The organism is Mesorhizobium amorphae (genome assembly GCF_014843845.1).
Classification (GTDB): Bacteria; Pseudomonadota; Alphaproteobacteria; order Rhizobiales; family Rhizobiaceae; genus Mesorhizobium; species Mesorhizobium amorphae_A.
The window spans coordinates 112,543-125,343 of sequence record NZ_JHQS01000013.1 but is presented as its reverse complement, the minus strand read 5'-3'; the positions used below and the strand labels follow the sequence as shown (position 1 = coordinate 125,343).

General features: G+C 61.6%; 8 protein-coding genes and 10 pseudogenes. 11 read left to right on the top strand and 7 right to left on the bottom strand.

The annotated features are described in order from the left end of the window. Positions 1-44: 44 nt before the first annotated feature. Positions 45-287, bottom strand: a complete 243-nt coding sequence (locus DH08_RS07105; RefSeq protein WP_192178643.1) for a hypothetical protein — start codon at positions 285-287, stop codon at positions 45-47. Positions 288-413: 126 nt separating this feature from the next. Continuing rightward, positions 414-2,249: an asparagine synthase (glutamine-hydrolyzing) gene (gene asnB / locus DH08_RS07100; RefSeq protein WP_192178641.1), complete on the bottom strand. Its 1,836-nt coding sequence runs from the start codon at positions 2,247-2,249 to the stop codon at positions 414-416. A 206-nt stretch (positions 2,250-2,455) separates the two neighbouring features. Between asnB and DH08_RS07095 the strand changes: the two are divergent. From DH08_RS07095 to DH08_RS07085, 3 pseudogenes are all read left to right on the top strand, one after another. Beyond that, positions 2,456-2,828 (top strand): annotated as a pseudogene (locus DH08_RS07095) (DDE-type integrase/transposase/recombinase); the annotation flags it as partial. Positions 2,829-2,863: 35 nt separating this feature from the next. Continuing rightward, a pseudogene (locus DH08_RS07090) lies at positions 2,864-3,369 on the top strand (transposase); the annotation flags it as partial. After that, a pseudogene (locus DH08_RS07085) lies at positions 3,369-3,947 on the top strand (ATP-grasp domain-containing protein); the annotation flags it as partial. The pseudogenes DH08_RS07090 and DH08_RS07085, both read left to right, overlap by 1 nt. 99 nt (positions 3,948-4,046) lie before the next feature. Here DH08_RS07085 and DH08_RS07080 read toward each other — a convergent pair. After that, positions 4,047-4,349 carry a hypothetical protein gene (locus DH08_RS07080; RefSeq protein ID WP_192178639.1) on the bottom strand — a complete coding sequence of 101 codons (303 nt, stop codon included), beginning with the start codon at positions 4,347-4,349 and terminating at the stop codon, positions 4,047-4,049. 209 nt (positions 4,350-4,558) lie between these two features. Here DH08_RS07080 and DH08_RS07075 point away from each other — a divergent pair, with 209 nt between their 5' ends. From DH08_RS07075 to DH08_RS36115, 4 genes are read left to right on the top strand one after another with little or no spacing between them, the layout of a single operon-like run. After that, positions 4,559-4,756 carry a hypothetical protein gene (locus DH08_RS07075; protein WP_192178637.1) on the top strand — a complete coding sequence of 66 codons (198 nt, stop codon included), beginning with the start codon at positions 4,559-4,561 and terminating at the stop codon, positions 4,754-4,756. Continuing rightward, complete coding sequence (locus DH08_RS36125) at positions 4,746-5,417, top strand: recombinase family protein (protein WP_246800713.1); 672 nt, start codon at positions 4,746-4,748, stop codon at positions 5,415-5,417. Before DH08_RS07075 ends, DH08_RS36125 begins: the two co-directional genes overlap by 11 nt. After that, positions 5,332-6,435 carry a recombinase family protein gene (locus DH08_RS36120; protein WP_345892360.1) on the top strand — a complete coding sequence of 368 codons (1,104 nt, stop codon included), beginning with the start codon at positions 5,332-5,334 and terminating at the stop codon, positions 6,433-6,435. Before DH08_RS36125 ends, DH08_RS36120 begins: the two co-directional genes overlap by 86 nt. Beyond that, positions 6,323-6,814 (top strand): hypothetical protein, encoded by a 492-nt coding sequence (locus DH08_RS36115; RefSeq protein ID WP_246800723.1) that lies wholly within the window; start codon positions 6,323-6,325, stop codon positions 6,812-6,814. The genes DH08_RS36120 and DH08_RS36115 overlap by 113 nt, the downstream gene beginning before the upstream one ends. 23 nt (positions 6,815-6,837) lie before the next feature. Here the strand turns inward: DH08_RS36115 and DH08_RS36110 are convergent. After that, a pseudogene (locus DH08_RS36110) lies at positions 6,838-7,271 on the bottom strand (DDE-type integrase/transposase/recombinase); the annotation flags it as partial. 50 nt (positions 7,272-7,321) lie between these two features. Between DH08_RS36110 and DH08_RS07060 the strand changes: the two are divergent. Both DH08_RS07060 and DH08_RS07055 read left to right on the top strand, forming a co-directional pair. Beyond that, a pseudogene (locus DH08_RS07060) lies at positions 7,322-8,019 on the top strand (prephenate/arogenate dehydrogenase family protein); the annotation flags it as partial. A gap of 156 nt (positions 8,020-8,175) precedes the next feature. Beyond that, positions 8,176-8,789, top strand: a pseudogene (locus tag DH08_RS07055) (helix-turn-helix domain-containing protein); the annotation flags it as partial. On the opposite strand, the pseudogene DH08_RS07050 reads toward DH08_RS07055, so the two are convergent. Further along, positions 8,770-9,106 (bottom strand): annotated as a pseudogene (locus tag DH08_RS07050) (IS110 family transposase); the annotation flags it as partial. The pseudogenes DH08_RS07055 and DH08_RS07050 overlap by 20 nt on opposite strands. Before the next feature lie 117 nt (positions 9,107-9,223). On the opposite strand from DH08_RS07050, the pseudogene DH08_RS07045 reads away from it, so the two are divergent. Further along, a pseudogene (locus DH08_RS07045) lies at positions 9,224-9,586 on the top strand (transposase); the annotation flags it as partial. Positions 9,587-9,682: 96 nt separating this feature from the next. Beyond that, positions 9,683-10,695, top strand: a pseudogene (locus tag DH08_RS07040) (IS110 family RNA-guided transposase). A gap of 750 nt (positions 10,696-11,445) precedes the next feature. On the opposite strand, the pseudogene DH08_RS07035 reads toward DH08_RS07040, so the two are convergent. Both DH08_RS07035 and DH08_RS07030 read right to left on the bottom strand, forming a co-directional pair. Then, positions 11,446-11,644 (bottom strand): annotated as a pseudogene (locus tag DH08_RS07035) (IS6 family transposase); the annotation flags it as partial. Positions 11,645-11,751: 107 nt separating this feature from the next. Continuing rightward, positions 11,752-12,546, bottom strand: a complete 795-nt coding sequence (locus DH08_RS07030; RefSeq protein ID WP_192178631.1) for a gamma-glutamyl-gamma-aminobutyrate hydrolase family protein — start codon at positions 12,544-12,546, stop codon at positions 11,752-11,754. Between the last annotated feature and the right edge of the window lie 255 nt (positions 12,547-12,801).

Here is a 12,801-nt window from a genome sequence, read left to right as displayed (position 1 = left end):
TCAAAACGGACTGGGATCGCGCACCGGATGCGGATGCGGCAGTATTAAAACCAAAAAGTGGCAACGGATGAGCAGCTGTCGCAGGTGACCGTTTGTGCGTTTGTTGTCTCCCCTAACGCCGGATTGATGCTCATGTGCTGCTTCATCCTCCACGGCGTCGCGGCGCTCTGGGCGACCGAGCTGTTGGCGACGTTGCTGCCGCGGGTCTGATCGATGGCGCAACAACTGCGAGTTGGCCAAAGCAAGCCCAGAACGGCATCATCGATCTTGTCGGTGTCCATCTCCATGCAAGCAGTCTAACACGGAAAACGGCGCCTGCCGCGGCCCACGCCGTATGGTTACGCCATAGGTTCCGACAAGGACGCTGCGGGCGCCCGGGCCTCCTTTGCTATCCTTATGCGTCTTCCGCCGTCTCAGACCGCGAGGCTCACGTTGTAATCGGTCAGGAAATCCTGGAGGATCAGGATATGCTCCACCCCCATGAGGTCGTCGGTCGCATTGAGCAACGCTCGAGAGCCGTCGACGGACAGCAGCGGTGCCACTGCCGCATTGCGGTCATTCAGCAGCGCGGTGAACCGGTTGCGCAGCATTGTGTCGTAGGTCGAATCCTGAATAGCCGGATACCCGCTCTTGACTCGCTGCACCACCGACTGCGGCAGCAGGTCCGCGGTGGCGGCCCGCAGCAGGCTCTTCTCGCGCCTGTCGAAAGTCTTGTGGGCCCATGGGGTGCCGAACACGTACTCAACGAGGCGGTGGTCGCAGTAGGGGACCCGCACCTCGAGACCCAAAGCCATGCTCAGCCGATCCTTGCGGTCGAGCAGAGTCGGCAGGTAACGCGTGAGAACGAGGTAGCAGACCTCACGCATGCGACGCTCGTGCGGATCGGCCGAAGCCGGCCCGGTCAGGGCGGGTACTTCAGCAAGTGCCGTGCGGTACTGCTCGTCGAGATAACCAGGGAGGTCGAGTTTCTCGACGAGGCCGGGGTCTAGGGACTGTAGTGCGATACATTCGCTGACTTCGTACCAGGGAAACGTGTCGCGCTGAACGTGCGCGGGATCGTGGAAAACCGAGTAGTAGCCGCCGAAAAGCTCGTCGGCCGCCTCGCCGGACAGGGCCACCGTCGAGTGTTGCCCGATCGCCCGGAACAGCAGATAGAGCGAGCTATCAAGGTTGCCCAAGGTCAACGGTAGGTCGCGGGCGTGGAGGGTGGCGGCCCGCACGCTCGGGTCCATGAGTTCGTCCGCCGACAACGTAATGTCCGTGTGGTCCGTACCAACGAACTTCGCGACCTCCTGCACGTACGGCCCGTCGGGTGTGGGCCGCCCCGGGCCGGGGGTAAAGTTGTCGGTGTAGTCAACGAAGTCGAGGGCGAAGGACCGGATCCGTTCGTCGCTGAAGCGAGCGGCCAGTGCAGTCATGGCCGATGAATCAAGCCCACCCGACAAGAGCGTGCACAGCGGCACGTCGGCGATGAGCTGCCGCTGGATCGTGTCATCGAGCAACTCGCGGACGCGCCGAACGGTGGTAGGCACATCGTCGGTGTGGCCGCTGTCGGTGAGCTGCCAGTAGCTCATCTGCTGGATGCCGTCGCGGGTCACGCGGACGATGTGGCCGGGCCGTACCTCACGCATGCCGCGGAACACGGTGTTGTACGGGTCGGCGATGGGGCATAGGGCGCGACGAAGCCCCTTGGCGTCCATGGCCCGTTCCGCGAGACTATTGGCGAGGATCGCCTTTGGCTCAGAGCCGAATAACACTCCGTGCTCGGTGGGGTAGTAGTAAAGCGGCTTGATGCCGAGCCGGTCGCGTATGAGAAGCAGTTCGCGCTTGGCGGCGTCCCAGAGTGCGTAGGCGAACATCCCGTTGAGTTCGCTCACGGCGGTGCGGGGGTCGCGGTGGCCCCACTCGCGGTGGGCGTGCAGCACCACCTCGGTGTCACTGCTCGTGTCGAACCGGTGGCCCAGGGCGGCGAGCCGTTGACGCAGCTCGCGGTAGTTGTAAGTCTCGCCCGTGTAGACGAGCGCCAACGCGGGTCGGCCGCCGTCCTGGAGCGTCATCGGCTGGCGACCGCCCTGGATGTCGATGATCGCCAGGCGGCGGTGTCCCAGCGCCGCGGTCCCGTCGATCCAAGTCCCCTCGTCGTCCGGACCGCGGTAGGCCATGGTGGCCGTCATGTCGGCAAGCTCCCTTCGCGCGTCGGGACCTCCTAGGTCGCGATCGAAATCAATCCATCCACAGATGCCGCACATATTTTCGCTCCTTGCCTTGGGTAACTATCGCGCAACTGGCATCCAGGACACCGCACCCCGCGAACACGTGATAATTTTTCATGCCGCCTCATCGGCTCAACTCGAGTAAGCTCGATCGATCGTGACGGTTCATTCCCGCATGCTGACCCCTAGCACACCACCATGCCGCGCGCACCGACCCGTTCTAGTAGTCTTACTGCTGCGTCTATGTGCTCGACGAGATCGTCCAACTGCGCCGCAATGCCAAGGCTGCCAAGCGCCTGCTGACCCGGTTGCTGAAGAAGCAGGGCTGCGCGCCCAAGCGCACGATCACCGATAAATTGCGCTGGCGCGGCAAAGACGCAGGTGATGCCGCAAGTCGAGCATCGCTCACACAAGGGCCTGAACAATGGAGCAGAGAATTCCCGCTGCGAAAACGGCTACGGGAGCTTCGAATCCACAGGCGGTTTGCAACGGTTCGTGTCGATCTTCTCGGCCTTGCGAAATCATTCGGCCTGCGAAATCGTTTTGTCCCGTCCCGCCGCGAACGTTCCACCTTCCAGATCCACTGACCTGCCACGGGTAATTTGCTCCATCTGAGATTAGAGTCCGGCCCTCGAACGAAGGACGGATAGATGAAGCGGAAGCGGTTCACGAAAGAGCAGATCATCGCGGTTCTGCGCGAGCATGAGGTGGGTGCAAAGGCGGGCGATCAGGCCCGCAAGCACGGGGTATCGGAGGAGACGCTGTATAACTGGAAGGCGAAGTATGGCGGGATGGACGACTCCGATGCCAAACGGCTGAAAGCCTTGGAAGACGAAAACGCGAAGCTGAAGAAGCTGCTCGCCGACCAGATGCTCGAGGCGTCGGCACTGCGCGAGCTTCTGTCAAAAAAATGGTAGGGCCCGCCGCCAAGCGCGAAGCCGTCGCGCATCTGCAGGCCGTCATGGGCCTGTCGGAGCGGCGGGCCTGTTCCTTTGTGGGCGCTGATCGCAAGATGATCCGGTATCGTTCTTGTCGACCGCCGGAGACAGAGCTGCGTGGCAGGCTGCACGATCTGGCCAACGAGCGCCGGCGCTTCGGCTACCGACGGCTGTTCATCCTGCTCCGGCGCGAGGGCGAGCCGTCAGGGATCAACCAATGGGAAATGAGGTCGTTGGGATTAGCGCCGCTGACTTCGGCCCCCCACCGCATTTCGTCTTCCGTCGGGGCATCTTCCCGGGCCCGCTGACTGATGACGAGCATAGGCGTGTCGCCGATGTTTCGCTGAGGTGTTTACAAGCCCTCGGCCTTGGCTGGGGGCCAACGAACTTTGAGCTCCGGTGGACGAAGCGTGGTCCAGTCGTCATTGAAGTCAATCCGCGTCTTGTTGGCGGTACTCGACTGCTTCAAGCGGGTTGCGGTATCGATCTCGTCACCGAGCATCGGCGACGAACGTAATTTGCATAGAAGACATTCGCGCATTGCCTGCTTCCTGATCGCGATGGCATCCTCGATTGGATCGGCGGCGACAGTTGTGCGGCTGCTGTACCAGTTGTCGTCAAGGTGAAATTTTTTATCAAACCCAAGACGCCGATCGTCAGGAAAGGCGATTATCGAGACTCCATCGGATATGTCATCGCCGCTTCACCCAGCGTTGCTCAGACAGAGGCGATACTTGAGCGTGCTGTCGACTTGATCGATTGGTCGATCACACCATTTCCGACCCTTGGCGAATAGGAACAATCTCCGGCCCTCACCTCCCCGCACCTGCGCAGTGTTTGGACCGGGAACATCGCGAACAGGTGTGTGCGAGGACATCGCGAACAGTTTTGCATGCTATCGCGCCAGGGCATTGAGGTCGATGGTTTCTATTTTCTGATGTCTGAACCAAGCGTCGAAGACGCCGTCTGTTGCCGCCGGACGGAAGACGACGGACTTTCCTGCGAAGGCTCTGCACAAGCGCATGGAGCGGCCAAGGATGGAGACGAAGCCATGCTGCTGAACGCGGCGGATGAGATCGTCCTTGGCGTCTTCGAACGGCTCGACAGTTTCGCGATACTGGCGCTGCGAGGCGCGGTAACGGTCGAGCGGCACGGCGCCGTCCAGCGCGTCGTGGGGGCGCTGTGCATTGTACAACACGACGACAGAACGCCCACGGGATCGCGGAGCACGAGCTTCTTTACCCGTGGCATCCTTGGCAGGTTGGCGCCGCTCCCCATGTCGATATTGCTGCGCTACGCGCCTTGGCGACGCTGCTGCAGGATGTAACACCCGCTTCGGGCACCCCATCGCAATGCGAGATTCGAGCGCAGCATTGGGCTCTCACGACGCGAATCGGGGAGATGTCCATGCCGCGCCAGCTCACCACGTATCAGTTCGATCTGTTCTCCAATGCGCACGATGTCGAGACGCGGCGGACGCCGCAATGGCAGACGCTGCCCGCCGAGACGCGCCGGACGCTGACGAAGCTGATGGTCCGCCTGATCCTCGACCACGCCGACGGCGACCTCGCTCGGGAACGACAGGAGGCGCGTCATGATGTCTGAGAAGATCAGGCCGCACCATCTGGAGCGCAAGGCGATCCTGTATGTTCGGCAATCCTCGGCCCATCAGGTCCTCCACAATCGTGAGAGCAGCGCCCTGCAATATCCGATGCGCGATCGCCTGACGGCGCTTGGCTGGTCTCGCATCGAGACGGTCGACGAAGACCTCGGTCGCTCGGCGGCCGGCGGCGTCACACGTGCCGGATTCGACCGGATGGTAGCCGAAGTCTGCCTCGGCAAGGTCGGTGCGGTCGCGGCGCGGGAAGTATCGCGCTTCGCCCGCAACAGCCGTGACTGGCAGCAGCTCATCGAGATGTGCCGCGTCGTCGATACCGTGCTGGTCGATCAGGAGACGGTCTATGCGCCGCGTCAGGGTAATGACCAGCTGCTGCTGGGATTGAAGGGCAGTCTCAACGAGTACGAACTCGATCTTCTGCGTCAGCGTTCCCTGTCGGCACGCTACGAGAAGGCCCGGCGCGGCGAGCTCATTGTCACGGCCCCGGTCGGCTTCGTGAAGGTCGGCGACAGGTTTGAGAAGGATCCCGATCGCCGTGTCCAGGACCATCGTCTTCGACAAGGTGGCCGAACTCGGCAGCGCCCGGCAGGCCCTGCTCTGGTTCCTCGAGCATGGGCTGGATTTGCCAGCCAAGCGCAACAACGGTGACGTGGTCTGGCGTCGGCCAAATTATGCGACCATCCACCGGATGATCGAGAACCCGATCTACGGCGGCGCCTACGCCTATGGTAAGAGTCGTGTCGCGACAGGATATGATGCAGCGGGAGTGATCCGACCCAGGAGCCGCCGCAAGGCGCGAGCCGAGTGGCTGGCTCTGATCCCGGATGTCCATGAGGGTTATGTCAGTTGGGAACGGGCGGAGGCGATCCGCAAGATGGTGAGCGACAACGTGCCCACGGGCCGGCATCACGGAGCGCCCAAGCATGGCGACGCTCTGCTCGCCGGCCTTGTCCGCTGCCGGCGCTGTGGACGCAAGCTGACGGTCCGTTACACAGGGACCAAACATAACATTCCGCGCTATTCGTGTTGGCGGGGCTTGCTCGACAATGGCGAGCCGCGCTGCATCGCATTCGGAGGATTGCGCGTCGACGACGCCATCGAGGAAGCTCTTCTGCGGGTTGTCGAGCCGGGAGCGATTACCGCGGCCGTCGAGGCCGAAGCACAAGGGGCCAGTCGCCGCGATCAGGTTCGTGATGCGCTGGTGCGCGATCTCGAGGCGGCAAGCTACAGTGCTGATCGGGCATTCCGGCAGTACGACGCCATCGATCCGCAGAACCGGCTGGTCGCGGCGGAACTGGAGTTGCGATGGAACCGGGCGCTCACGCGTGTCGGCGAGATAGAGAGCAGGATTGCCGCGCATGATGGCTTGACATCGGAGCCATCACTTCTGTCGCCAATACACGTCACCGCGCTCGCCGCCGATCTCAAGGCTGTCTGGTCGGCGCCGACGACGGATGCAAGGCTCAAGAAGCGCATCGTTCGTACCGTCATCCGGGAGGTGGTCGCCGATATCGATGAAGAAGCGTCAGAGATCGTTCTCCTGATCCATTGGATTGGCGGCGTCCCATACCGAACTGCGCCTGCCGAGGAGGCGGCGCGGACAGCGCAACAGCACTTCGGCCGACATCCTGGCCGCCGTCCGGCAACTGGTTCTCATCGCCAATGATGACCTGATTGCCGGCATCCTCAACCGGAACGGCCTGGTGACCGGCCACGGCAATCGCTGGACATGGGAGCGGGTCACTGCGCTCAGGTCGCATCACAAGATTCCGGTATTCCGGCCGGCGCCAGACGGGAATGAGCCATGGCTTAATCTGAACAAGGCGGCGCGTTTGCTCGGCATTGCACCGAAGACGCTCAGGCTCGCCGCACAAGCAGGCGAGATCGAAGGTGTTCATCCCCTGCCGGATGGCCCGTGGATCCTCAGCCGATCAAGGCTCGGCGAACCGGTGGCTCAGAGCATTGTTTGGCGTGCGAGGCAGAACCCAAAATACCCCACAGGATCGCACCCTGATCAGCAAAACCTATTCGCTTCAACAACATAGACAGATGGGTGTTATGAAACAGGATTGTAGACATGGCGCCACTGGTCGAATGCGTCCTGGGCCTTGGCAAGATCGGCGAAGGGCGGTCCCTGCAGCGCCTCGGCTTTGAGCGAACGATGGAAGCGCTCGTCCTTGCCCGGCCTGGAGTGGCTGACGGCAATGCCGGTTTCGATCAGCCAGACGGAGCGTGAAGTCGTTGCGGCAGCCGTCGCCCCAGGGCGGGCCATTGTCGGTGGCAATGCGCCACGGCAGGCCGTAGCGGCGGAAGGCGGCGATCAGCCGGGCCTTTACGGTTTCGGTGGTTTGGTCGGCGCAGGCCGACAGCGCGACCGAGAAGCGCAAATGGTCATCGAGCACGGGATGGCAGTCGGCCGGCATGCAAGGCGACGTGACCCTTGAAGTCCATCTGCCACAGATCATTGGGAGCGGCATGCTCGAAGCGGATGAAAGGCCGAGCCCCACCGCCCGATGCCCCCCTACTCGATGCCTTTGCGGCGCAGGATACCGGTCATCGTCTCAGTGCCCGTCGGTGCCTCCGGCACCGTGGCTGAGGAGATTGCACCGGCGCTTAAGAAGGGCGCTATCCTCACCGATGTAGGCTCCGCCAAGGCCTCCGTGATCGCTCAGATGCAGCGCTTCGTGCCTGAGGGCGTACACTTCATCCCCGGCCATCCGCTGGCCGGCACGGAGAAGTCTGGCCCTGATGCGGGTTTTGCCGAACTGTTCGAGAACCGCTGGTGCATCTTCACGCCGCTGGAAGGCACCGATCCCGTTGCGCTGGAGAATTCTGGCGCCGCTGCGGCTCCAACATCGAAACGATGGACCCGGAGCACCACGACACGACTCTGGCGATCGTCTCGCACCTGCCGCACATTATCGCCTACAGCTTCGTCGGCACAGCGGACGACCTGGAGACGATCACAAGGAGCAAGGTCATCAAATATTCGGCCTCCGGCTTCCGCGATTTTACTCGCCTCGCCGCTTCCGACCCCACAATGTGGCGCGACGTGTGCCTGCACAACCGCGATGCGATCCTCGAAATGCTGGCGCGTTTTTCGGAGGATCTCGCCTCCCCTCCAGCGGGCGATCCGCTGGGGCGACGGCGACAAGCTGTTCGACCTCTTCACCCGGACGCGCGCCATCCCCGCTCGATTATCGAGGCGGGGCAGGATCTCGACGTGCCCGATTTCGGCCGCCAGGCAAGTCGGGCTTCCGCAGGGTCGTGCAACAGCAGTACAAGGCTACAGGCGGCTGCCTCGCGGTCGCCAGCCCCGCATCGGCGCCATATCGGTCTTGATCCAGGGGGGGTGAGTAGGCCGGAGGAATCTCACCTTGCTGGCTGGTGTGGAGGCCAGCATCGGATGACCCGACCTCTTTCCAATGATCTTCGCGAGCGGGTGGTGGGGGCGGTTTTAAGTGGTGAGAGCCGCCGGTCGGCCGCTAAGCGGTTCGGCATTCCGGTCTCGACGCTAGTGAAGTGGTTGCAGCGCTATCGGGCGACGGGCTCGGTTGGGCCGGGCAAGCTGGGTGGACATCGCAAGAGGGTGCTGGAGCCTACCGTGCTCTCATCGAGGCGCGTATGCGGAAGACGCCGCATCTGCCGCTTCATGGCTGAAGGATGAGTTGGCTGGCCGCGGGCTAAAGGTCTCCCACAACGCTTGTGTGGCTGTTCCTATGACGCGAGGGGTTCAAAAAAACGCTGCTCGCCCACGAGCAATCTAGCGCATTGCACGCAGGCGCAAGCGGTGGCGATCCTGGCAGGCCGGACTCGATCCGCAGTGCCTGGTCTTCATCGACGAGACGGATTTAGGACCAGTATGGCTCCGCTGCGAGGCTCCAAAGGGCAAGCGGCTGCGCGGCCTGGCTCCGCACGGCCAACTGGCGCACGCCGACCTTCCTCGGCGCGCTGCGCTGGGGTCGACTCGCTAAACCTTGCGTCTTCGATGGTCCAATCAACGCCCAATGCTTCCGCGCCTTGTGCTTCCCTTTCCGGCGGGAACGAGCGGGCCAAACGTTTTCATGACGCCACGGATCTGGTTCGAAAGCTCGGTGGTGATACGGACCAGCCGGCTACGCACCCGCCGCAAGCGTGCGGGTCAGCATGCTGTCGAACCCCTTCACACGCACCTCACGATAGAACCCCACCTTAGCAAGATGCGCCAAACCGTCAGCATCGTTCGCGTCGGTTTTGTTCGGCGCCATATCGAGCGCCGCTTTGGCATGGCGCGCATCGATGCAGATCGCCGGCGCCCCCTCGGCGCATAGCGCATGATAAAAGTGAACGAGGTGCGGTGATAGCGCCGAGGCCGGAGATCGACATGAGGATGCGGCAGGCCTGGCTCTGGCGCGCATTCGCGGCCAACTGACGCCCAAGGCTCGGCTCCACGGATGCGAATGTTGCGCCAATCTACGGCTATCGAGGATCTGGACAACTTCAGGAAGTCCCGGTCTGTTGGCGTATGGGTCGGCCTGACGACGCGCCGCTACCAATCAGGAGAAGTCGATTATGACGGCCATATATCCCGACGTGGCGACCGCCATTTGCGCCGGCTGCTATATGAAGCTGCGGTGGTCATTCTGACGCGCAGCTCGACCGACAGCAGCCTGCGCACATGGGGCCTCAAGCTCCGGGAGAGGATCGGATTCAAACGATCCGCCGTGGCCGTGGCCCGCAAACTGGCGGTGATCATGCCATGCTTAAGACAGGCGAGTTCTTTGATCCGAATTCGGGAGCTGCCACGTGAAATCTCGCGGATAGCGTTTAGATTCTGAACGCCTGAGGCGTCCCTGTTGGAGTGGACGGCTCCCGAACGGCACCGAATGTGCCAATTTGAGGTCGTCGTGGATTTCAAATGAAGGAGGCCGTCCGTGGACCAGATTATCCGCATAGGTATGGATACATCAAAGCATGTCTTTCAGCTGCATGGTGTGAACGCAGCTGAGCAACCGGTGCTGCGCAAGAAATTGCGCCGCAAAGAGATGTTGGAGTTTTTCAGGAAATTGCCCGCGACAGTAATTGCAATCGAAGCCTGTGGCGGCCCCATCATTGGGCACTTTTACTGAGCACGTTCGGGCACAAAGTGAAGCTGATTGCAGCCCAATTGGTAAAGCCATATGTAAAGCGCGGCAAGAACGACGCAGCCGATGCTGAGGCCCTATGCGAGGCTATGAGCCGTCCGACGATGCGCTTTGTACCGCAAAGAGCGCAGAGCAACGGGCATCGCTAATGCTGATCGGCATGCGCGATCGATTGGTCAGCAATAAGACACAGCTTGCCAATTCAATCCGCGGTTATGCGGCTGAGTTTGGGCTGACTGCCGCCAAAGGCATGTGCAAGATGGAGCTTCTGCTCGATCGCATCGCGGCTGATGAGACTTACCGACCCTCGCTCGCGATCTTTTCGCGGCCCACGCCAGGGAATATCAGCAGTTGCAAGAAGAATTGGATGGCATCGAGGCGAAATTGATGGCTTGGCATCGCGCTGACGAGTGCAGCCGCCGTCTGGCGCGTCACTACTGATGATGAAAACGCCTGGCCCCGAGCTGTTCAAATCCGGACGACACTTCTCGGCCTGGATCGGTCTGACACCCAAGGATCATTCCACGGCCGGAAGGAACCGGCTTGGCATCATCACACGCGCTGGCGATGAAGTGTTACGAAGCACGCTGGTGCTGGGCGCCACCTCACTTCTTAGACGGGTGCGGGAGGGGCGCGGCAGGAATACTTCACCTTGGCTCCTTGAGCTGCTCAAGCGCAAGTCGCCGAAACTGGCCGCAGTGGCACTGGCCAACAAAATCGCCCGCACCGCCTGGAAAATGATGGTGACCGGCGAAGCCTATCGAAAAAATACTGTGTCGGCGGCGTTGGCTTGTGCAGCATAAGGAATCAGTCAGTCACGGTGAGCTGTTCATGAAGCTACCGCGCTGATCTGATACGTGAACTTGCAAGAAAAGAGCAGATGGCGTGATCGATCGATCCAGGACGCGCGATACTCCGTTCCCGGCAGTGGCCTTCGTAGGTCGCGTCCCTGTTTGGAACACGCGTCGCGGAGCCCATCTTGGCCAGCGTTCATATGGGAGCGCGACAACAGGCCGGACATATGCACGCAAGCGATACGATCAAAATAACGCTCGACATCTTGCAAGGAGGGAGCCGTCCACATATGCCGGGACGTGGGCCGAGCCATTCCGTTGATGGGGTTGCACCGCTGATACAGCAAAGTGCGTCATCCACATTGAAGGCTCTTCCCGCGAAGCTCCATCATGCGGCGGCTCCTGTCGACCGCGAAGACAACCATGAACCCGGTAGCGTTGTCTCAGCGCAATAGATGCTTGACGACCCATAAGCGATTCGACAACACCATCAGTCTCGAAAGTCATAAGTCGGCCGCCGTCAGGAAGAGGATCAAGGCTGTCGGCGCAAGGCTCTGGTATCTGCTGCCCTAACCTCCCCACCTCAATTCGATCCAGAATGCAAGAACTACTTCGCAAACGCCGGGTATGCTTCCGTCAAAACGTGAAAGGCTCTAAAGGGCCGATTCAAGTCCGATTGACATTTCAGAAGCCGGTCAGCAATCGCCGGGCCGCCTTGGTGGACGGCGCGCTACAACAAGCATTGCCGGCCTTGTTGTAGACCGCGACCTCATCGAGGTGCCAGCCATCGTCCTTTGATGGCTGCTTCCGGCGAAGGCGGCGGACATAATCGAGGCCACGCTTTCGGCCATACCGACGGATCGTCTGGTAGGAAACGACGATCCCGCGCACAAGCAGCATTCCTCGACGTCGCGCAAGCCCACGCCGAACGACAATAGAGCCAGCGCGGGGCGATCATCTCGATCGGATAGGCGGTCGTTCTTATGACTCAATGCGAGTCGCGGTCACGGTTGCGTTGCTGCGTCGATTACCTTTCCGCAAAATCAATGTGACAGCACCGGCAAATCATCCGGCGGGGAGCCGCATGCCGGTTCTCGCCGCCGCGTGGGCCCGAACCGCATCTCCGAACGCGCGGAAGATACGCTCGGACGCTTCGTCGGACTCCACCCAATATTCGGGATGCCACTGGACGCCGACTGCGAGGGTGCGAGAATTCCGCACCGACACTGCTTCCACGGTTCCATCTTCGGCCACCACTTCGACCTGAAGCCGCGAGCCCAGCCGGTCAATCGCCTGGCGGTGGAGGGAATTCACCTTGATTTCGCCTGCGCCGACCACGCCCGCGAGGCAGCTACCGGGCTTGATCGTCACAGTCTGGCGGATGGCAAACTGCTCGTCCCGGCTATCGCTCTGCGGCGCCCGATGGTCAAGCAAGCCGGGGCGATCCTGGATTTCGGTCACCAGCGTGCCGCCGAGCGCGACGTTCAATTCCTGAATACCGCGGCAGATGGCAAGCAGCGGAACCCCATGATCGATTGCCTTGCGGATCAAAGGTAGCGTGGTTGAATCGCGCGCAGGGTCATAAGGGCCGTTGGCTTCACTCGCGTCGCCGCCATAGAGTGAGGGATGGACGTTCGACCCGGAGCCCGTGATCATCACGCCGTCGACAGCGGCGAGGAGTTGATCGAAGTCAAGCCGATCGCCGAAGGAAGGGACCAGCAGCGGAAATACGCCGGCCGCGGCGACCGCCGCCTCGAGATACTGTTGGGGTGCCGCGTGCCAGAGATAGTTGTAGAGTTGGCGGACGTCCGTCGAGACGGCAATGAGCGGCTGATTGTCTTGAATGTTCCAAGATGCCATTTTCTTTACGGTCCGCCACTATTCAGCTTAGGCACCAAGAGTGTATGGGGCCCCCACGAATCTGCCCATTTCCGCTTGCGCGATCGCTTGGCGGAATGCGAAGGCAAGCCTGAGACAGTGGCGGTCGAGATCAAATACCTGCCGCCGATCGGCAAGTGGAAGCGCTATCCAGCGCTCGGCCTCACGGGGCTGTATGCCCAGGAGCGTGAGGAACCAAAGCACCGGCCAAGGATCGACTGGAAGCTGATTAACATC

Coding starts and splice junctions, on each gene's coding strand:
- asnB (WP_192178641.1), bottom strand. CDS start 2,249: ATGTGCGGCATCTGTGGATGGATTGATTTCGATCGCGACCTAGGAGGT.
- DH08_RS07030 (WP_192178631.1), bottom strand. CDS start 12,546: ATGGCATCTTGGAACATTCAAGACAATCAGCCGCTCATTGCCGTCTCG.
- DH08_RS07105 (WP_192178643.1), bottom strand. CDS start 287: ATGGAGATGGACACCGACAAGATCGATGATGCCGTTCTGGGCTTGCTT.
- DH08_RS07075 (WP_192178637.1), top strand. CDS start 4,559: ATGCCGCGCCAGCTCACCACGTATCAGTTCGATCTGTTCTCCAATGCG.
- DH08_RS36125 (WP_246800713.1), top strand. CDS start 4,746: ATGATGTCTGAGAAGATCAGGCCGCACCATCTGGAGCGCAAGGCGATC.